An 18,187-nucleotide genomic window follows, 5' to 3' on the forward strand; every position below is an offset into this window, starting at 1 on the left:
TCCGGATACCGGACGGCCTGACATTTTTTTGAAACGTCGGCTGCGGTTCCCGTTCATGTGGATGAAACGGGTGACGAAGGGGTTGCCGGGAGATGACCTTCGAAAGCAAGGTCAGATCACATACAGGCTTGATGGATGCACCAATGGGGCCTTGTTGCCTGCGAATCTGATCCACAGCCGTGCGGGCCCTTGGTGCGGATTCCGAAGGTAAACACCCATTGACGTGGCGGTTTTCGTCGGGGTTCCCTATGGGCGCCGGGAGCGGACGAAGACGACCGTACGACGACGATCCGCCCGGAGGCGATAGCGCTCCCGACCCCTCACCCTCACGCACGACACGAGTCGATCGGATTCCGCCGCATGACCGACACGCTCCGCCCTGTCGAGACGAGCCTCCCCGAGGCCACGGACAGCCCTCAGAAGCTCAAGCGCTCCATCGGCGTGGTCGGCGGCACTCTGCTCACCCTCTCGTGCGTCACACCGGCCTCCACGCTCTTCGTGATCGTGCCGGACCTGTTCTCCAGCCTCGGCACGGCGACCGCGCTCTGCCTCGCCATCGGCGCGCTGCTCTGTATCCCCGTCGCCTTCTGCTACTCGGAGCTGGGCACCCTGATCCCCAGCGCGGGCGGCGAGTACGCCATGGTCTCCACCCTGGCGGGCCGGCTGTCGGGCTGGCTGGCCTTCGTGATGTCGCTCCTCGTCGTGATGATCGTCCCCCCGGTCATCGCGATGGGCACCGCCGACTACCTCGCCCCGATCGTCCATCTCGACCCGTCCTGGACCGGCGCGGGCGTGATGATCGCGGCCACCCTCGCGGGCCTGCTCGACCTGCGCGCCAACGCCTGGATCACCGGCATCTTCCTGGTCCTGGAGGTCATCGCGGCCGGTGTCGTCGCCGTCCTCGGCTTCGCCCACTCCCACCGCGGTCTGGGCTCCCTCACCTCCTTCCAGATCGCCGGCGAGCACGCCCACGTCAACCCGGTGACGGCCATGATGGTCCTCTCGGGGCTCGCCATCGCGCTCTTCGCCACCCAGGGCTTCTCCACCGCCGTCTACCTCTCCGAGGAGCTGGAGAACCCGCGCCGCAACGTAGCCCGCACCGTCCTCGCGACGCTGGCCATCTCCAGCGTGGTCATCCTGGTGCCGGTCACCGCGATCACCCTGGGCGCCGGCGACCTGACCTCCCTGACCGGCGGCAACATCTCCAGCATGGTCATCGCCTGGAGCAACTCGGCGGTCGGCACCTTCGTCAGCCTCTGCGTCGCCCTCGCGATCATCAACGCGGGCATCGTGATGGTCATCCAGAACTCCCGCGTCCTGTTCGCCTCCGCCCGCGACAAGGCCTGGCCCTCGCCGGTCAACAACGCCCTGTCCAAGCTCGGCCGCTTCGGCTCCCCCTGGGTCGCCACCCTGGTCGTGGGCGTCCCCGGCGCGTTCCTCTGCTTCGTCAACCTGGACACGCTCTACGGCGTGACCGGCGTCGCCGTCACCGCCCTCTACCTGCTGGTCGCCGTCGCCGCCCTGCTCGCCCGCCGCGGCCACCACGGCACCCGCAAGGCCTGGCGGATGCCGCTGTGGCCCGCCATGCCGGTCCTGCTGATCGCCGTCCTGGTCTACATCCTGGTCGAGCAGGAGGTCTCCTACCTGATCTGGACCGGTGGCATCACCCTCGTCGCCACCCTCTACTGGGCCCTCTACCTCCGCCCGCGCCAGGAGACCCGCTGGCTGGTGTCCATCCCCGAGGACACCCAGGAGGCCTGAGCCCTCCCCGGCGCGCGCGGCCCCCGGTACCCCCCTCACCTCCGGTACCGGGGGCCGCGCCGTACTACTGCGGATGAAGTACGGGGCCGCCGCCCCTACTCCCGCCGGAGGGGCCCCGGTTCAGCCCCGGGGGGTCCGGCGGATGTCAGTGGCGGCCCGTACCGTTGAGGCATGGATCTTCGTGTGGCCCGGCTGCGAGGGCTGCTCAAGGGACCGCGGCGGCTGCTGGCCGCCGCGGCCGCCGTCGTGGTGCTCGCGGGCGCGGGCACCTGGACGGCCGCCGCCTCCGGCGGACCCGAGCCCGTGCACCGCGCCGACCGGATGATGGCCATGCCGGGCGGCGTGCGCCTGGACACCTCGTACTTCACCGCGGGCCCCGCAGGGCGGCGCCCCGCCGTCCTGCTCGCGCACGGATTCGGCGGCAGCAAGGACGACATGCGGCAGCAGGCCGAGGACCTCGCCCGCGACGGGTACGCGGTCCTGACCTGGTCGGCCCGCGGCTTCGGCAGCTCCACCGGCAAGATCGGACTGAACGACCCGAAGACCGAGGTCGCCGACGTCTCCCGGCTCATCGACTGGCTCGCGAAACAGCCCCAGGTGCGCCTCGACAAGCCCGGCGACCCCCGCGTCGGCGTGGCCGGCGGTTCGTACGGCGGTGCCGTCTCTCTGCTCGCCGCGGGCCACGACCGGCGGGTGGACGCCATTGCCCCGGCCCTCACCTACTGGAACCTCGCCGACGCCCTCTTCCCGAACGGCGTCTACAAGAAGCTGTGGGCCGGGGTCTTCTTCGGCGAGGGCGGCGGCTGCGCCCGCTTCGAGCCCGCCCTGTGCCGGATGTACGAACGGGTCGCCACCTCGGGCACCCCGGACGCCGCCGCCCGCGCCCTGCTCCAGGAACGCTCGCCGTCCGCCGTCGGCTCCCGCATCAAGGTGCCCACCCTGCTGGTGCAGGGCCAGACCGACTCGCTCTTCCCGCTCGGCCAGGCCGACGCCGCCGAGCACGCCATCAAGGCCAACGGCGCCCCCGTCGACGTCGACTGGGTCGCGGGCGGCCATGACGGCGGCGACCTGGAGACCGGCCGCGTCCAGAACCGGGTGCGCACCTGGTTCGACCGGTATCTGAAGGGCGACAAGGCCGCCGACACCGGCCCCGCCTTCCGGATCACCCGCACCGGCGGCGTCGACTCCACGGACGGCACCGCCCAGCTGCGCGGGGCGAGCGCGGACAGCTACCCGGGCCTGCGCGCCGACCGGCAGGACATCGCCCTGTCCGGCCGCGCACAGCACATCATCAACCCGGCCGGCGCGAGCCCGCCCGCCGTCTCCGCGCTGCCCGGCCTCGGCGGCTCCGGCGGCCTCGGCCAGCTGTCCGCGCTCGGCCTCGGCACCGCCCTCGACTTCCCCGGCCAGTACGCCCGCTTCGACTCCGCGCCGCTCACCCGCACCCTCCAGATCACCGGCACCCCCACCGCCCGCGTCCACATCACCTCCGCCAGCGGCGACGCCGTGCTGTTCGGCAAGGTCTACGACGTCGGCCCCGACGGCAAACGCCAGGTGCTGCCCTCCCAGCTCGTCACCCCCTTCCGGGTGACCGGCGCCCAAAGCGGCAAGGACGTCACGGTCACCCTCCCGGCGATCGACCACGAGGTGCAGAAGGGCCACCGGCTTCGCCTGGTCCTCGCCACCACCGACCTGGGCTACGCCTCACCGGCCGCCCCGGCCACCTACACCGTCACCCTGAAGAGCGCGCTGAGCGTCCCGACCGCACCCGCCGTGCGCACCGCCGCGGCCCCGCTGCCCTCCTGGGTGTGGTGGCTGCCGCTCGCCGGAGCGGGCATCGCGGCCGCCCTGCTGCTGACCGCCCGCCGCCGTACGACCGCCCCCGCGCCCGACCCCGCGCTGGCGGAGGTCCCGCTGGTCATCAAGGACCTGGGCAAGCGGTACGCCGGAGCCGCCGACCGGTACGCGGTGCGCGAGCTGTCCTTCCGCGTCGAGCGCGGCCAGGTGCTCGGCCTGCTCGGGCCCAACGGCGCGGGCAAGACCACCACCCTGCGCATGCTGATGGGCCTGATCACCCCGGACGACGGCGAGATCCGCGTCTTCGGGCACGCCATCCGCCCCGGCGCCCCGGTGCTCTCCCGGGTCGGCGCCTTCGTGGAGGGCGCGGGCTTCCTGCCGCACCTGTCCGGGCGGGAGAACCTGGAGCTGTACTGGCGGGCCACCGGCCGCCCCGCCGCGGACGCCCATCTGGACGAAGCCCTGGAGATCGCCGGGCTCGGCGACGCGCTGGCCCGCGCGGTGCGCACCTACTCCCAGGGCATGCGCCAGCGCCTGGCCATCGCCCAGGCCATGCTCGGCCTGCCCGATCTGCTCATCCTGGACGAGCCCACCAACGGCCTCGACCCGCCCCAGATACGCGAGATGCGCGAGGTGATGATCCGCTACGCGGCCGCCGGCCGCACCGTGATCGTCTCCAGCCACCTCCTCTCCGAGGTCGAGCAGTCCTGCACCCACCTCGTGGTGATGGACCGCGGCCGGCTCGTCCAGGCCGGACCCGTGCGCGACATCATCGGCTCCGGCGACACCCTGCTCGTCGGCACTGCGGGCCCCGTGGAGGAGCCGGTGATGGAGAAGGTGGCCGCCCTGCCCGGCGTCGCCTCCGCCGTGCGCACCGACGACGGGCTGCTGGTCCGGCTGGCGGCGGGCGGCACCGCCGAGCGGCTGGTCGTGGAGCTGGTGCGGCTCTCGGTGCCGGTCGCCTCGGTCGGCCCGCACCGCCGCCTGGAGGACGCGTTCCTCACCCTGATCGGAGGTTCCGCATGAGCACGCTCACCGAGGTGGCCTCCGGCTATCGCACCCGGGGCACCCTGCCGCTGCGCGTGGAGCTGGTCCGCCAGCTCAAGCGGCGCCGCACCCTGGTCATGGGCGCGCTCCTCGCCGTACTGCCGTTCGTGCTGGTCATCGCCTTCGCCGTCGGCCACCCCTCGGGGCGCGACGGCCAGGTCACCCTGATGGACACGGCCACCGCGTCCGGGGCCAACTTCGCCGCGGTGAACCTGTTCGTCTCGGCCGGCTTCCTGCTGGTCGTGCCGGTCGCCCTGTTCTGCGGGGACACCGTGGCCTCGGAGGCCAACTGGTCCTCCCTGCGCTATCTGCTGGCCGCGCCCGTGCCCAGGGCCCGGCTGCTGTGGTCCAAGCTGGTCGTGGCGCTCGGGCTGAGCCTCGCCGCGATGGTGCTGCTGCCGGTCGTCGCCCTCGCGGTCGGCACCGCCGCGTACGGCTGGGGGCCGCTCCAGATACCCACCGGCGGCGAACTGGACCCCGGTACGGCCGTGGGGCGGCTCGCGGTGGCGGTGGCGTACATCTTCGTGTCCCAACTGGTCACCGCGGGGCTCGCGTTCTGGCTGTCGACCCGGACGGACGCCCCGCTCGGCGCGGTCGGCGGCGCGGTCGGGCTGACCATCGTCGGCAATGTCCTGGACGCCGTCACCGCGCTGGGCCACTGGCGCGACTTCCTGCCCGCGCACTGGCAGTTCGCCTGGGCCGACGCCGTCCAGCCGCATGCCGAGTGGTCCGGGATGATCCAGGGCTGCGCGCTCTCGGTGACCTGCGCGCTCGTCCTGTTCGCGCTGGCCTTCCGGGGGTTCGCCCGCAAGGACATCGTCTCCTAGCCGGGTCTACACAGCGAAACGGCGGGCCACCGGGGGAACCGGTGACCCGCCGTCGCGGGGATCGTCCGCTCAGCTGCCGACGGCGCCGTTGCCCGACAGGGCGGAGATGTCGTCCAGGATGTGCGAGAGCGGCTCGTCGCCCTTCGCCTGCGTGGAGTTCTCCGTGCACTGCTGGGTCTGCGGCGAGGACAGGATCGGGATGTCCTGGACACCGACGTTGACCAGGGCGACCAGCGACTGGGCGTCGATCTTCGCCGGCAGGCCGATGCAGGGCTTGTTGAGCGAGCCCTCGACCAGCGAGAGCTGCGGGCTCATGCTGCCGGAGGTGGCCGAGTTGCCGAAGGACGACGTGGCGCCGTTGCCGCTGAGCGACGTGGTGCCGTGGTCGTTGCCGATGGCGAGGGCCTGGGGAGCCGCGGCACCGGCGAGACCGGCGACGGAGGCGGCAACGGCCGCGGTTGCCCACAGCTTCTTCATGTTCGTTCCCTTTCGAAAGGCGGACTCCGGGGAGGAGCTGCGTGACCGTCAACTGCCCCAGCGGTGCCGTGGTTGCGGCGTTTGCCCCGTTCGGAGCAGTGCGGTCGGATGAATGGATGAACGTCCCCCGGCCGAACCGGCACCGGGACGTCGAAACGGCGGGCCACCGGGAGGACCGGCGACCCGCCGTCGCGGGGATCGGGCTCAGCTGCCGGCGGCGCCGTTGCCCGACAGGGCGGAGATGTCGTCCAGGATGTGCGACAGGGCCTCGTCGCCCTTCGCCTGCGTGGAGTTCTCCACGCACTGCTGGGTCTGCGGCGAGGACAGGATCGGGATGTCCTGAACGCCGACGTTGACCAGACCGACCAGCGACTGGAGGTCCGCCTTCGCCGGCAGACCGATGCAGGGCTTGTTGAACGAGCCCTGGATGAGCGCCATCTGCGGGCTCATGTTGCCGTACGTGGCCGAGTTGCCGTACGTCTGCGCGGCGCCGTTGCCGCTGTAGGACGTCGTCCCGGTGTCGTTGCCGATGGCCAGGGCCGGGGCCGCGGCGGCGGCGGAGGCACCGACGACGGCGGAGGCGACCGCGGCGGTGGCCAGAACCTTCTTGATCACTTGCTGTTCCCTTCTGAAGACACCCCGTCCACCGGAGCGATCTGGTTCAACGGCTCCGCACGCCCGCGGGTTGTCCTCGTTCACTCCAATGGCCCACATGTCACCGGATGCCGGCGAATGGCCGGTGAATGCCCCCGAATACCGCCGGACGATCCGAACGGGTGACGCCCCGCAACCAAACGGCGGCGGCCCGGTTGATGCCAGGGCAGGAACGTGCTCTTGGCGAAAGCCCGGAAAGGAAAGCGAAATGCTGAAGAAGGCAATGGCCGCGGCGGCGGTCGCCGCGTCTTTCATCGGTGTGTCCGCGGCGGTGGCCCCCCAGGCGCTTGCCATCGGCAACGACACGGGCACCACGTCGGCCAGCGGCAACGGTGCCCATGAGTCGTTCGGGAACGCCGTGACCACCGGCAACCTGAGCCCGCAGGCCACCCTGGTGGGCGGCTCGCTCAACGACCTGTGCGTCGGTCTGCCGGTGAAGGCGGACGTCCAGTCGGTGCTCGCCCTGGTCAACGTCGGTGTCCAGGACATCCCCGTGCTGTCCTCGCCGCAGGTGCAGCAGTGCGCCGAGAACTCGTCGCAGGCCAAGGACGACGAGCCGCTCTCGCACCTCGCGGACGACATCTCCGTCCTCGCGGGCAACGGCGCCGTCGGCAGCTGAGCAGGCCCCACCCCGAGTGCCGTCCGGGCGTCGCACCTATTTTTCGGTGCGGCGCCCGGGCGGTTTCTTCGTTCTTCCCGAAGAAGCACCTATCCGTTAATCGTCCAAGGTGTCAATTCTATGGGGGCGTTCGAGTGAATTAGGGGGCCGGGCACGTTCCAGGGTTTCTCCGGCTGTCTATCCCTCGTTTTACAACCTGCCGGTCATGGTGCGAGCCGTTCAAGGCCGTGCTCGCTCGGTTTCGACCGCTCATAGGGGCATGACCGTCAGAGAAGGGAAAATTCATGAAGAAGAGCGCTGCTGTCATCGCCGGTGCCCTCCTGGCGCTGGGCGGGGCCGCCCCCGCCTTCGCCGACTCCGGGGCCGGGGCCGTCGCCGCCAACTCCCCGGGTGTGCTCTCCGGCAACGTGATCCAGATCCCTGTGCACGTCCCGATCAACCTGTGCGGCGACTCCGTCGACGTCATCGGTCTGCTGAACCCCGCGTTCGGCAACACCTGCGCCAACGGCTGACGTTCGGTACCCACCGCACGCCAGCCCGCCGGCTGCGTACAGGCCGGTCCCGGACCGTCGATCCATAGATCTCTTGGCCCGGGGCCGGCTTTTCCACATCTCCGAGCAGTTCGAGTAGGAAGACTACGAGATTGCGACAGACCCTCAGCAAGGGCATGGTCGTGGCCGCAGCTGCCGCGACCGGCGTGCTTTCGTTGTACGGCACGGCCGCGCTCGCCGACTCCAACGCGCAGTCACTGGCCCAGGGTTCACCGGGCGTGCTGTCCGGCAACAGCATCCAGGTCCCGGTGCACGTGCCGGTCAATGTCTGCGGCAACTCCGTGGACGTGGCCGCGCTGCTGAACCCCGCGTTCGGCAACTCCTGTGCCAATGTCGGCCATTCGGTCACCCCGCGCCCCACCGGTTACGGCAACGACGCGTACGGTCACGACGACCCGACCCCGCCGGTCTCCTACGGCAAGCCGGAACCGACGCCGACCCCGACGTCGTACGGTCATGACGACCCCACGCCGCCGGCGTACGGCAGCCCCGAGCCGACGCCGACCCCCACGTCGTACGGCAGCGACGAGCCCACCCCGACCCCCACGTCGTACGGCAGCGACGAGCCCACCCCGACTCCCACCTCCTACGGGAGCGACGAGCCCACGCCGCCGTCCTCCTACGGGAGCGACGAGCCGACCCCGCCGTCCTCCTACGGCAGTGACGAGCCGACCCCGCCCGGTTCGTACGGCAACGACGAGCCGCCGACCCTGCCGCACACCGGTGGCAACGCCAAGGCCATGATCGCCACATCGGCCGCCAGCGCCGCGCTGATCATGGCGGGTGCGGTGCTGTACCGCCGCGGCCGGACGGCCGCCCGTCGGTGACCTGCCGGGTGCCGGACCCCGAGCGTCCGGCACCCGCCGCCCAGGACCCCCGCGCGGATGCGTGCGGGGGTTTTCGGCATGGGCGGCCACGCCCCCTCCGGGCGGCCTCCGGCGCACATCACCCCTTTGGCGGCACAACCCGGGGGAGCGGGACGCGTTGACACAACGCCGGGCAGTCGCCCGGATGTTTGTGTCTATTTCAAGGAGCACCTCTCCATGTCGCGTATCGCGAAGGGTCTGGTCCTGACCTCTGCCGCCGTCGCGGCCGTCGCCGGCGCCGCCGGTGCCGCCGCCGCCTCCTCCGGCGCGGACGGCGTTGCCGCCAACTCGCCCGGTGTCATCTCGGGCAATGTCATTCAGGTCCCGGTCCACGTCCCGGTCAACGTCTGCGGTGACAGCATCGACGTCATCGGTCTGCTGAACCCGGCGTTCGGCAACACCTGCGTCAACGGCTGACGTCCGGGGCGCACACCCCCTCGACCGGCCGTCCACTCCGCGCATCCGTCGCGGCGGTGGGCGGCCGGTTCTCGTTCCCCCGGTCGGGGCAGGGGCGAGCCCGGACGGGGCATGTGGCCCAGCGAGCGGTTGCGGGGCGGATGGGGCGAACTGACGGTGGGTTTTCAGACCCCGAAGTCTTGCCGAAAGGAACCCCCATGCGTGCTCTGCCCGCACGGCGCCTCGCGTCCACCGCCCTCAGCGCCGCCGTCATCGCCGCGCTCACCGGCCCGGTCGCCGTCGCCGTCGACACCGCGCGAGGCCACGGCGACGCCCCCGCCACCCAGGCCGCCCTGCCCGGTGCCGCGAAACTCCTCGCCCAGGTCAGAGCCCTGGATCACGCGGGCGCCCTGCCCAAGCCGGTCGCCGAACTGCTCGACCGCTCACTGACGGAGGGCCGACTGCCCGCGGCGGAGGCCGAGCGACTCGGCGCCGCGGCCAAGCAGGCCGTCGTACGGGCGGCGGCGCAGGGCACGCTCGGCGGGGCGAAGGCCCCCGGTGAGCCGACGACGCCCGCGGCTCCGGGTGTTGCCGGTGAGCCGACGACACCTGCGGCGCCGGTGGTGCCCGCGGCGCCTGCCGTATCCCAGACCGCGACTCCCGCAGCCGCCGCGAGCCCGGCCACCACCCCGGCCGGCGCGGCCACGCCCGCCGCTCCTTCTGCGCCCGCCCCGGTCCCCTCGGGGTCCGAGTCCCAGTCGGCGCTGCCCAAGCCGTCCGCGTCACCCGCCGTGCCGCTCAACCCGGCCCCGCAGAGCGTCGCCCGCAGCGTGCCCGGCGCCCGTGACCTCGTCGGCGATGTGCTGGCCGCGGTGGACGCCCTGGTGAAGGCGGTCGTCTCCGATGTCGACCAGGTGGTCGCCGCCGCCAACGCCCTGGTCGCCCAGGTGCTCGCCGCCCTCCCCGGCACCGGCCTGCCGACCCCCACCGCCACCCCGACGACGCTCCCGAGCGTGGCCGCCCTGCCGAGCACACCGGCGCTCCCGGCCACGCCCGCGACCGGCTGACCCCGACCGGTCCACGAGACCCTCCCTTTCCGGCCGAGGCATATGCATATGTCTTCCCGAGGCATGTTCATATGTCTTCTCGGCCACGGGGTTTCCGCCCCGCCACGGTGCTCGTTGGACACGTCGTTGCCGAAGAAAGGAACACGATGAAGTCCCTGAAGGCTGCCGCCGTCCTGGCCGGTTCCGTTGCCCTCGCCGGCGTCGCCGCGCCCGCGTTCGCCTACAACGCCACCGATCTGACGCCCTCCAGCCTCAACGGCGCCGTCAACCAGCTCGCCAAGGGTGACTTCACCCTGCGGGACGTGATGCCGCTCCAGCACCAGTCCAACGCCCTCGACACCGAGGACAAGGACTCCGTGCTGCACTCGGTCAAGGGCGCCACCACCGCGCTGAACCAGCACAACCCGCTGCTCGGTGGCCTGCCTTTGCAGAGCTGACACCCCTGCGCGACCGGGGCCGGTACCGCATCCGCGGTGCCGGCCCCGCCCCTTTCGAGGCCGCTTCCCTCGTTCGTGTGGAGCCCTTCGGTCCACTGGTCCGGACGGGTGAGAAGCCGCCGGGCCGCCCCGGGCGCGTCGATATGGTCGCGCGGTGACCTCAACCCCCACGGAACTGCGCCCCGCCGACCTCGGCACGCTGGTCGTGCTGCCCTGGAGCGGCGCGGCCCCCGACGGCACCGACATGCCCTACCTGCTGGCCTACTCCCTGGGGGACGCCGCGGGCGGCCCCCAGGTCACCACGGCCGCGGTCGAGCAGCTGCTGGTGAGCAACGGACTGCCGGTCGGCGGCGACCTGGTCGACGGCACCCACCGGCCCAGCCTCCCCATCACTCTGCTGGTGGAGGCCGGCCAGGCCGTCGTACGGATGCCGCGGCTGATCGCGCAGGCCCCCGCGCCGCCGGAGTGGCTCGCCGCCGTCCGGGCCCGCGGCTTCGCCTACCTGGTGTTCACCACCCGCGCCTGGCCCGAGGGCGCGCCCGGCAGGGTCGTGCAGCCGGCCGCGCTGGCCGCGTTCGCCGGCGCCCCGGAGACCCTGCACGCCGCCGCGCATGTCGTACTGCCGGCCACCAGCCTGCGCGGCTGACGGCAGGGACGAAGGCCGGGGCGTCGGCATGGCGTGACCTGCCGGTGAGCGTGAACGGCCGGTCGGTGGCGGGTGCGACCGGCCGGTGGCGGGTGCGACCGGCCGACCGCTCATGAAGATGACCAGCCGACTATTACGGCAGCCGGGGGAATTGTCGCGCCGCCCCCGTTCTCCGTCCCGGCCACGCCAGTTACGCGGTACGGACGCCGAACACCCGCACCCGGAAAGGGCCGTATCCGAGATGAAGCCGACCACCCGAGGAACCCTCGCCGCCGTGCTGACCGGCGTCGCGGCCGCCGCGAGCGCGACCGCCCCCGCCGCCGCGGCCGGCGCGGTCCCCGTGCCTGTACCGCTCCAGGGCGTCTCCCACTCCCTCGGCACGCGGATGCCCGAGGCCACGCTGGACGTGCCGCTGCTGACCCCGGGCGCGCCCGACGGGCCGCGCTATGTCACCGGCCGGCTGCTGCCCGAGCCGATCCTGCCGAGGCTGCCGATCGCGGGGACGCTGCCCGGCGCCGATCTGCGGGCGCCGCTGCCGCATCCGCTCGGCGACCGGCTCGGCCTCGACGCCCCCGCCGCCGACCTGCACACCGCCGGACCCGGTCTGAACCTGGTCGCCCCCCTGACCGCGCCCGATCCCGACCTGTTCGGCCTGCCCGCTCCCCGGCTCCCCGAGGCCGGCCTGCTCGCCCCGGCGCTGCGCACCGTCGCCGGCGGCGACCTGGGCGTGGGCCCGGCCCGGTAACCCCCAGGGCTCCCTCACCAGCGCCGTTCGGCCGTACGCCGGTTACCCGGCCCCTCCATGTCCGTTAGCGGGTACGACATCTGTTCCCGGACGAGGAGAGTGCGATGGTCGACGGCGACGACGCAGCTGCGGCGGGCGCGACAGAGCAGATCAGAGCGGATACGACGGCCGGTCCTGGGCGACGGCGGATGATGCGGGGGCTGTTGTCCTGCGCCGCCGCCCTCGCCCTCGCGCCGGTCGTCGCCGCCTCCCGGCCGGCGCCCCCGGCAGCCGGCGGTGACTCCTTCGACGAGACGTACCGGGGCCGGCGCATCCAGGGCGTCCGGCTGCCGGAGGCCGGCCGCAGCACGTCCGACGACGCCTGGCGGATCACCATCGACGGCCGCCCGCTGCATCTGATGCGGCGGGCCGACGGCACCTGGCTGAGCATGGTGGACCACTACACGTCGTACCGCACACCCCTGGAGGCGGCGCGGGCCGCGGTGGACGAACTCGGCCCCGGCCAGCGGCTCAGCGACCTCTCCCCGGACCCGCTGGACGGCATGCTGCCCGACGGCGTCAAGGACATGATGGGCCGCATGGGCCTGACCGTGGACACGGGCGGCATGGGCGGCATGGACATGAGCGGTGGCGGCGGGACGGGCGCGCCCGTCCCGGACATGGGCATGGGGGCGGGGGGCCGGCATGGCGTACGTGCGTAAGAACGCCGGAGCCCTCACCGCGACCGAGCGGAAACGATTCGTGGACGCCGTACTGGAGGTCAAGAGGCGCGGGGAGTACGACGAGTTCGTGCGCACCCACGTCGCCTACTTCGCCGCCGACGGCGAGACCCAACTGCGCACCGCCCACATGGCGCCGTCCTTCCTGCCCTGGCACCGCCGGTTCCTGCTGGACATGGAGAACGCGCTGCGCCGCGTCGACGGGTCGGTGACCCTGCCGTACTGGGACTGGACCCGGGACCGCACGGCGACCTCGGTGCCCTGGACCAAGGATCTGCTCGGCGGCAACGGCCGGCGCTCCGACCAGCAGGTGACGACCGGTCCGTTCGCCTATGCGACGGGCAACTGGACCATCAAGGTGGGTGTCACCGACGGCCGCTACCTCACCCGTGACCTCGGCCGCGCCGCCTCGCCCATCCAACTGCCCACGAAGGACGACGTGAGCTGGGCGCTGAACGACCCGGTCTACGACGTAAAGCCCTGGGACTCCACCGTCACCCAGGGCTTCCGGAACAAGCTGGAGGGCTGGGGCACCGGCAGCGGCAGCGCCTCCTGGCACAACCACAACCGGGTGCACCGCTGGGTCGGCGGGGCGATGCTCGGCGCCGCGTCGGTCAACGACCCGGTGTTCTGGCTCCACCACGCCTATCTGGACATGCAGTGGGAGCGCTGGCAGCAGGCGCACAGCAGCCACCGCTATCTGCCGGCCGCTCCGCCCGGCACCGGTGACGCGCAGCACGGCCGGGTCGTCGCCCGGCACGACAAGCTGCCGCCGTGGAGCGACACCCCGGATCAGCTGGAGAACATGAGCGGGGTCTACCGGTACGAGTGAGTTCGTACCGGTGAGTTCGGACCGGCGAGTTCGTGATGGTGAGCCTGTGCCGGTGGGTTTGGACCGGTGAGGAACGCGAAGAGCCCCGGCGCTCGGAGGTGCCGGGGCTCTTCGCGGTGCGCGAACGGGGTCTCAGCCGCCGTAGCTGCTGTTGCTGCCGTAGCCGTTGCCGGGCTGCGCGAGAGTGCCGCCCTGGTTGACGCAGGTGTTGCCGAAGGCCGGGTTCAGCAGACCGATGACGTCGACCGAGTCGCCGCACACGTTCACCGGGATGTTGACCGGAACCTGGATCACGTTGCCGGACAGCACGCCGGGCGAACCGACGGCCGCGCCCTGGGCGCCCGCGTCGGCCAGAGCCAGCCCGGCCCCACCGATCACCACGGCACCGGTGCCGAGGGCCACGGCGGCTGCCTTCGCGATGCGAGACATCACGTTCCTCCTGTCGATCGGGATACGCGACGGCTGGTCCTGCCGTCGCACTCCCCGTTCAACGCGGCCGTCCGACAGGGGTCACGGTGATCAGCGGGGGATCACCCTTTCAACAGGCCGGTATCCGTTCTCGGATATTTCACGGCAATTGTCGTACCGGAGATTTCGCCAGATAGGCCTGGATGTCCTCCACCGCCTGAGTGAAGTACGTGCGGTAGTTGGCCGCGGAGACATAGCCGAGGTGCGGGGTGGCGAGCAGGCGGGGGGCGGTGCGCATCGGGTGGTCGGCGGGCAGGGGCTCGATGTCGAAGACGTCGATGCCGGCACCCGCGATCCGGCCCTCGTGCAGCGCGGCGAGCAGGGCGTCCTGGTCCACCACCGAGGCACGGGAGGTGTTGATCAGGTAGGCGGTCGGCTTCAGGAGGGCGAGTTCGGCGGCGCCGACCAGACCCCGGGTGTGCTCGCCGCCGGGCACATGCACGCAGACGAAGTCGCTCTCGGCCAGCAACTCCTCCTTGGAGGCGGCCAGTTCGACCCCGGCGGCCGCGGCACGCTCCTCGGTCAGCCGCGGGCTCCATGCGGCGACACGCATCCCGAAGGCGAGTCCGACCCGCGCGACCTTGCCGCCGATCCGGCCGAGCCCGAGCACTCCGAGGCGGGCGCCGTGCAGATCGGCGCCGACGGTGGACTGCCAGGGCCCGCCGGTGCGCAGCGCGGTGTTCTCCTGGACGATCCCCCGGGCGAGCCCGAGCAGCAGCGCCCAGGTCAGCTCGACCGGGGGAGTCCCGGAGCTCTGCGTCCCGCACACGGTGACGCCGTACTTCTCGGCCGCGGCGTAGTCGATCACGGTGTTGCGCATCCCGGTCGCCACGATCAGCCGCAGCCGGGGCAGCCGGGCGAGCAACGAGCCCGGGAAGCCGACGCGTTCGCGCAGGGTGACGACGATGTCGTACTCGGCGAGCGCCGCGGCGAGCGCGTCCTCGTCGGCCAGGTGGGTACGCAGCGATACGACCTCCACCGTGTCCCCGAGCACCGACCAGTCGGCCGACTCGACGGCCACGCCCTGGAAGTCGTCCAGCACCGCACAGCGAAGTCGCACGCCGTTCTCCCCTCACGATCCGAGCACTCCGAAGTGTTTTCCGAGCGCGTCGAAGTATGTCGAACGGCGGGGTGCGCTCACGCGGGGGTGGGTGCGGCCGTCGCCGACTTCCCCTCGGCGAACTCCAGATCGGCCGCGATGCGCGCCCGCTCCGGCTCCTCGGCGTCCCGCAGATACTCCTTCCGCCTCCTCTCGTCCCGCCCCCGACGGTGAGGATGTGGGCCCCCTCCAACGTCCCGGTGCTGTGGGGCGCGTCGCACGTGATGTGCTCGTGGAGCACCCCTTCGTACCGCCACGGCAGCCGCGTGGCGACCCGGGCCGGATGCGCGTCTCGACGCCGACGACGGCGTATTTGCGGGGCTGAGGCTGTTCGACGCCGACGGCACGGGGCCCAGGACAGAGCCCTGGCGACCAGGCGACCGCCCTTTGTGACGGCTGGCGACGGCTTCACTCCGGGCGACGCGGGCGGGCCTTTTCGACGGGTCGGCCCGCGTTGTGCCGCAGGGCCTCGTCGGCGAGCCGCTTCACATACCGATGCGCGGGTACCGTGACCTGTCCTTGGTCGCGCGGTGCGAATTGCTCGAACGGCCCTTGGTCCGTCCACCCGTTGCGCTCGTAGAACCGTCGCGCCCGAGCGTTGCCCGGTACGACGGCCAGCCACGCCTGACGGTGCCCACCGGCCGCGACAAGGCGCTCCGCCTCCTCCAGCAGCACCGCGGCCACCCCGACGCCTCTGTGCCGCTCGGCGACGTAAACCTGCTCGACCTCGTCGTCGACCACCATGACGAACCCCGCGACCTCACCACCGACGACCGCGACCGTCGTGTCGGCCAGCCGGCGCGGGGCCCGTTCCGCGAAGGACTCCCGCGTCCGCACCGCGACCAGCGCGTCAGGAACGTTCCCCAGGTGCCCGTCGCACCAACCGCGGTACCAGATCTCCGCCACAGCCACCGCGTCCGCACGGCACGCTGCCCGCAGCTCGACGTGCTCGACCTCGACGGACATGCGGGCAGCCTAACAACGGGCCCCTTGTCCTCCGGACCTCAGACGGCCGATTCGCGAAGGGGGCCACCCACGAGTACGACCAGCACATCGACAGGACACGCCCCGGCCGGCAAAAAGCCCTCCCCGAAGGGAGGGCGACGGACGGCGCCCCCGGCAGGACTCGAACCTGCGGCCAAGCGCTTAGAAGGCGCCTGCTCTATCCGCTGAGCTACGGGGGCCTGGTGGCGCGTTCAAGGATAAAGGTCCCTGCTCGCCGACCCTGTCGCTTCGCCTCCGTGGCTCGATGTGGAGGTTCGGTGAAGCGGTCCTGATAATCGCAGGCAGGTACGAATCGTGCAGTGCTTTTGGCGTCCGACGCCACCGGGTGTTGTGCACTCGTTATGCCTGGCCCGCGCCCATGTCCCAGTCGCCCTATCCGCCCTTTCTGTTCCGTCGGCGCGCAGACATGTCCATATGCTTCAGAATTCCCCTAAAATTGGGCATTCTTCACATGTGGTGACCTTGGACGTACGGCCTCAGCTGCTCGACACACTCTCCGCTCTGCGCGACCGTGTCGCCGCCGCACGCTTTCCGCTGCCCCTGGCCGGTGCCCCACGCGCGCGTGCCAACCGCGACGAACTCCTCGCCCAGCTGGACGACTACCTCGTACCCAGACTACGGGCACCCGAGGCGCCGCTGCTGGCCGTGGTCGGCGGGTCCACCGGCGCGGGGAAGTCGACCCTCGTCAACTCCCTCGTAGGGCGCCGTGTGAGCGAGGCCGGCGTGCTCAGGCCGACGACCCGCACCCCGGTCCTGGTCTGCCATCCGGCAGATCATCACTGGTTCAGCGGCATGCGCGTCCTGCCCGACCTCGCGCGCGTCTGGGTGCCCCACCACGACTCCCGCGACGACGACCTCCTGCTCCCGGGCGACCTTCCCGGCGACCAGCCGGTCCGAGCCCTGCGCGTCGAGACCGCCGACACCCTCCCGCGCGGCCTCGCCCTCCTCGACGCCCCCGACGTCGACTCCCTGGTCGCCGAGAACCGCGTCCTCGCCGCCGAACTGCTCTGCGCCGCCGACATCTGGGTCATGGTCACCAGCGCGGCCCGCTACGCCGACGCCGTCCCCTGGCACCTGCTGCGCACCGCCAAGGAGTACGACGCCACACTCGTCACCGTCCTCGACCGCGTGCCCCACCAGGTCGTCTCCGAGGTCTCCCGGCAGTACGCCGCCCTGCTCACCAAGGCCGGCCTCGGCGACGTACCCCGCTTCACCGTGCCGGAGCTGCCCGAGTCCGTCTGGAGCGCGGGTCTGCTGCCCGCCACCGCCGTCGCGGCCCTGCGCACCTGGCTCGTCCAGCACGCCCAGGACCCCGGCGCCCGGCAGTACGTCATGGCCCGTACCGTCCACGGCCTCCTCGACTCGCTGAGAACCCGCATGCCCGAGCTGGCCGGCGCCGCCGCCGCCCAGTACGCGGCCGCGCTCCGGCTCACCACCGCGGTCGAGGGGGCGTACGACCGGGAGTACGCGCGTCTGCGCCACCGCCTCCAGTCCGGCGCCGTCCTTGCCGGGGGCGCCCTCAAACGCTGGCGCGCCTTCCCCCTGGACTGCACCGCGGGCGAACTCCTCGACGCCCTCGTGGAGAGCCTCGGCGCGCTGCTGCTGTGCGCCGTCACCGCCGCCGACGAGCAGGTGGCCGACGCCTGGCGCCGCGAACCCGCCGCCTCCGCCCCGGGACTCGCCGGGTGCGATCCCTCGCCGGAGAGCGCGGAACACCGTATCGGCCTCGCCGTACGGCGCTGGCGGCGCGAGCTGGAGGAGTACGCCGAGGACGAGGCGCGCGAGCTGGACCGCAGCGTCGCGCCCGACCCCGAGGCCGTCGCCGCCCTCGTCGCCACGGCCCTGCTGGGCGGCCGACGGGGGCGCCACGCGGGCGAACGGCTCGCCGACCGGGTCGGCGCCCATGGCGCGCTGCGCCTGCGCGACCGTGCCGAACGGCTGCTCACCGAGCATGTGGACCGCGTCGTCCACCGCGAACGCGAACGCCGGCTCGCCCCGCTCGACGCCCTCGAAATCCATCCCGAGCCCCAGGCCGAACTCATCGCCGCCCTGTCCGTACTGCAGAAGGAGAGGTGACCGGTGGCCGCCGTCACTGACCAGGAGCACATGGACCACGCAGACCGCGTCGAGCCCAGGGACCATATGAGCCCCACCGATCCCACCAATCCCATCCA

At 72.1% G+C, this 18,187-nt stretch carries 19 protein-coding genes and 1 tRNA gene; 14 read left to right on the forward strand and 6 right to left on the reverse strand.

The genetic code is table 11. From position 1 onward, the window contains the following. Positions 1-360 precede the first annotated feature (360 nt). The 3 genes from HEP81_RS25205 (at position 361) to HEP81_RS25215 (ending at position 5,432) form a co-directional block, all read left to right on the forward strand. Positions 361-1,761 carry an APC family permease gene (locus HEP81_RS25205; protein WP_037651678.1) on the forward strand — a complete coding sequence of 467 codons (1,401 nt, stop codon included), beginning with the start codon at positions 361-363 and terminating at the stop codon, positions 1,759-1,761. A gap of 171 nt (positions 1,762-1,932) precedes the next feature. Further along, positions 1,933-4,584 carry an alpha/beta fold hydrolase gene (locus tag HEP81_RS25210; protein WP_037651679.1) on the forward strand — a complete coding sequence of 884 codons (2,652 nt, stop codon included), beginning with the start codon at positions 1,933-1,935 and terminating at the stop codon, positions 4,582-4,584. Beyond that, positions 4,581-5,432: an ABC transporter permease gene (locus HEP81_RS25215; protein ID WP_037651680.1), complete on the forward strand. Its 852-nt coding sequence runs from the start codon at positions 4,581-4,583 to the stop codon at positions 5,430-5,432. Before HEP81_RS25210 ends, HEP81_RS25215 begins: the two co-directional genes overlap by 4 nt. 69 nt (positions 5,433-5,501) lie before the next feature. On the opposite strand, the gene HEP81_RS25220 is transcribed toward HEP81_RS25215, so the two are convergent. Both HEP81_RS25220 and HEP81_RS25225 read right to left on the reverse strand, forming a co-directional pair. Then, on the reverse strand, positions 5,502-5,909 hold the full coding sequence (locus tag HEP81_RS25220; protein WP_037651681.1) for a rodlin: 408 nt from the start codon (positions 5,907-5,909) through the stop codon (positions 5,502-5,504). Positions 5,910-6,113: 204 nt separating this feature from the next. Beyond that, positions 6,114-6,524, reverse strand: coding sequence for a rodlin (locus HEP81_RS25225; protein ID WP_037651682.1), 411 nt, complete (start codon positions 6,522-6,524; stop codon positions 6,114-6,116). A 247-nt stretch (positions 6,525-6,771) separates the two neighbouring features. Here HEP81_RS25225 and HEP81_RS25230 point away from each other — a divergent pair, with 247 nt between their 5' ends. The 10 genes from HEP81_RS25230 to HEP81_RS25275 all read left to right on the forward strand — a co-directional run bounded on the left by HEP81_RS25230 (position 6,772) and on the right by HEP81_RS25275 (position 13,441). Beyond that, positions 6,772-7,182 carry a rodlin gene (locus HEP81_RS25230; RefSeq protein ID WP_037651683.1) on the forward strand — a complete coding sequence of 137 codons (411 nt, stop codon included), beginning with the start codon at positions 6,772-6,774 and terminating at the stop codon, positions 7,180-7,182. A 284-nt stretch (positions 7,183-7,466) separates the two neighbouring features. Further along, on the forward strand, positions 7,467-7,694 hold the full coding sequence (locus HEP81_RS25235) for a chaplin (RefSeq protein WP_037651685.1): 228 nt from the start codon (positions 7,467-7,469) through the stop codon (positions 7,692-7,694). 131 nt (positions 7,695-7,825) lie between these two features. Further along, positions 7,826-8,560 carry a chaplin gene (locus tag HEP81_RS25240; RefSeq protein WP_037651687.1) on the forward strand — a complete coding sequence of 245 codons (735 nt, stop codon included), beginning with the start codon at positions 7,826-7,828 and terminating at the stop codon, positions 8,558-8,560. A 216-nt stretch (positions 8,561-8,776) separates the two neighbouring features. Continuing rightward, complete coding sequence (locus tag HEP81_RS25245; RefSeq protein ID WP_037651690.1) at positions 8,777-9,016, forward strand: chaplin; 240 nt, start codon at positions 8,777-8,779, stop codon at positions 9,014-9,016. 197 nt (positions 9,017-9,213) lie between these two features. After that, a complete protein-coding gene (locus HEP81_RS25250; protein WP_051849873.1) occupies positions 9,214-10,062 on the forward strand; it encodes a hypothetical protein in 849 nt (282 codons plus the stop codon). A gap of 146 nt (positions 10,063-10,208) precedes the next feature. Beyond that, positions 10,209-10,499 carry a hypothetical protein gene (locus HEP81_RS25255; RefSeq protein WP_037651691.1) on the forward strand — a complete coding sequence of 97 codons (291 nt, stop codon included), beginning with the start codon at positions 10,209-10,211 and terminating at the stop codon, positions 10,497-10,499. A 154-nt stretch (positions 10,500-10,653) separates the two neighbouring features. Beyond that, on the forward strand, positions 10,654-11,145 hold the full coding sequence (locus HEP81_RS25260) for a DUF5949 family protein (RefSeq protein ID WP_037651692.1): 492 nt from the start codon (positions 10,654-10,656) through the stop codon (positions 11,143-11,145). 241 nt (positions 11,146-11,386) lie between these two features. Then, complete coding sequence (locus tag HEP81_RS25265) at positions 11,387-11,890, forward strand: hypothetical protein (RefSeq protein ID WP_037651694.1); 504 nt, start codon at positions 11,387-11,389, stop codon at positions 11,888-11,890. Between the two features lie 104 nt (positions 11,891-11,994). Beyond that, on the forward strand, positions 11,995-12,591 hold the full coding sequence (locus HEP81_RS42705; RefSeq protein ID WP_078967145.1) for a tyrosinase cofactor: 597 nt from the start codon (positions 11,995-11,997) through the stop codon (positions 12,589-12,591). Beyond that, entirely contained in the window at positions 12,575-13,441 is an 867-nt protein-coding gene (locus HEP81_RS25275; RefSeq protein WP_037651696.1) for a tyrosinase family protein, read from the forward strand. Before HEP81_RS42705 ends, HEP81_RS25275 begins: the two co-directional genes overlap by 17 nt. A gap of 132 nt (positions 13,442-13,573) precedes the next feature. On the opposite strand, the gene HEP81_RS25280 is transcribed toward HEP81_RS25275, so the two are convergent. From HEP81_RS25280 to HEP81_RS25295, 4 genes are all read right to left on the reverse strand, one after another. Continuing rightward, complete coding sequence (locus tag HEP81_RS25280) at positions 13,574-13,870, reverse strand: chaplin (RefSeq protein WP_037651698.1); 297 nt, start codon at positions 13,868-13,870, stop codon at positions 13,574-13,576. Positions 13,871-14,009: 139 nt separating this feature from the next. After that, positions 14,010-14,969 (reverse strand): D-2-hydroxyacid dehydrogenase family protein, encoded by a 960-nt coding sequence (locus tag HEP81_RS25285; protein WP_037651700.1) that lies wholly within the window; start codon positions 14,967-14,969, stop codon positions 14,010-14,012. Between the two features lie 447 nt (positions 14,970-15,416). Next, the gene (locus HEP81_RS25290) at positions 15,417-15,974 is read right to left on the reverse strand and encodes a GNAT family N-acetyltransferase (protein WP_063755191.1); all 558 of its coding nucleotides are present in this window, start codon (positions 15,972-15,974) and stop codon (positions 15,417-15,419) included. A 145-nt stretch (positions 15,975-16,119) separates the two neighbouring features. Further along, positions 16,120-16,192: transfer RNA gene (locus tag HEP81_RS25295), tRNA-Arg, on the reverse strand. A gap of 274 nt (positions 16,193-16,466) precedes the next feature. Here HEP81_RS25295 and HEP81_RS25300 point away from each other — a divergent pair. After that, a complete protein-coding gene (locus HEP81_RS25300; RefSeq protein ID WP_037651701.1) occupies positions 16,467-18,089 on the forward strand; it encodes a dynamin family protein in 1,623 nt (540 codons plus the stop codon). Positions 18,090-18,187: the final 98 nt, after the last annotated feature.

It is taken from the genome of Streptomyces griseofuscus (assembly GCF_014673495.1).
Taxonomy (GTDB): Bacteria; Actinomycetota; Actinomycetes; order Streptomycetales; family Streptomycetaceae; genus Streptomyces; species Streptomyces murinus.

What these genes read in the sequence shown, in the direction of transcription:
- HEP81_RS25205 (WP_037651678.1), top strand. Translation starts at nt 361, where the DNA reads ATGACCGACACGCTCCGCCCTGTCGAGACGAGCCTCCCCGAGGCCACG.
- HEP81_RS25210 (WP_037651679.1), top strand. Translation starts at nt 1,933, where the DNA reads ATGGATCTTCGTGTGGCCCGGCTGCGAGGGCTGCTCAAGGGACCGCGG.
- HEP81_RS25215 (WP_037651680.1), top strand. Translation starts at nt 4,581, where the DNA reads ATGAGCACGCTCACCGAGGTGGCCTCCGGCTATCGCACCCGGGGCACC.
- HEP81_RS25220 (WP_037651681.1), bottom strand. Translation starts at nt 5,909, where the DNA reads ATGAAGAAGCTGTGGGCAACCGCGGCCGTTGCCGCCTCCGTCGCCGGT.
- HEP81_RS25230 (WP_037651683.1), top strand. Translation starts at nt 6,772, where the DNA reads ATGCTGAAGAAGGCAATGGCCGCGGCGGCGGTCGCCGCGTCTTTCATC.
- HEP81_RS25235 (WP_037651685.1), top strand. Translation starts at nt 7,467, where the DNA reads ATGAAGAAGAGCGCTGCTGTCATCGCCGGTGCCCTCCTGGCGCTGGGC.
- HEP81_RS25245 (WP_037651690.1), top strand. Translation starts at nt 8,777, where the DNA reads ATGTCGCGTATCGCGAAGGGTCTGGTCCTGACCTCTGCCGCCGTCGCG.
- HEP81_RS25250 (WP_051849873.1), top strand. Translation starts at nt 9,214, where the DNA reads ATGCGTGCTCTGCCCGCACGGCGCCTCGCGTCCACCGCCCTCAGCGCC.
- HEP81_RS25255 (WP_037651691.1), top strand. Translation starts at nt 10,209, where the DNA reads ATGAAGTCCCTGAAGGCTGCCGCCGTCCTGGCCGGTTCCGTTGCCCTC.
- HEP81_RS25265 (WP_037651694.1), top strand. Translation starts at nt 11,387, where the DNA reads ATGAAGCCGACCACCCGAGGAACCCTCGCCGCCGTGCTGACCGGCGTC.
- HEP81_RS42705 (WP_078967145.1), top strand. Translation starts at nt 11,995, where the DNA reads ATGGTCGACGGCGACGACGCAGCTGCGGCGGGCGCGACAGAGCAGATC.
- HEP81_RS25275 (WP_037651696.1), top strand. Translation starts at nt 12,575, where the DNA reads ATGGCGTACGTGCGTAAGAACGCCGGAGCCCTCACCGCGACCGAGCGG.
- HEP81_RS25280 (WP_037651698.1), bottom strand. Translation starts at nt 13,870, where the DNA reads ATGTCTCGCATCGCGAAGGCAGCCGCCGTGGCCCTCGGCACCGGTGCC.
- HEP81_RS25290 (WP_063755191.1), bottom strand. Translation starts at nt 15,974, where the DNA reads ATGTCCGTCGAGGTCGAGCACGTCGAGCTGCGGGCAGCGTGCCGTGCG.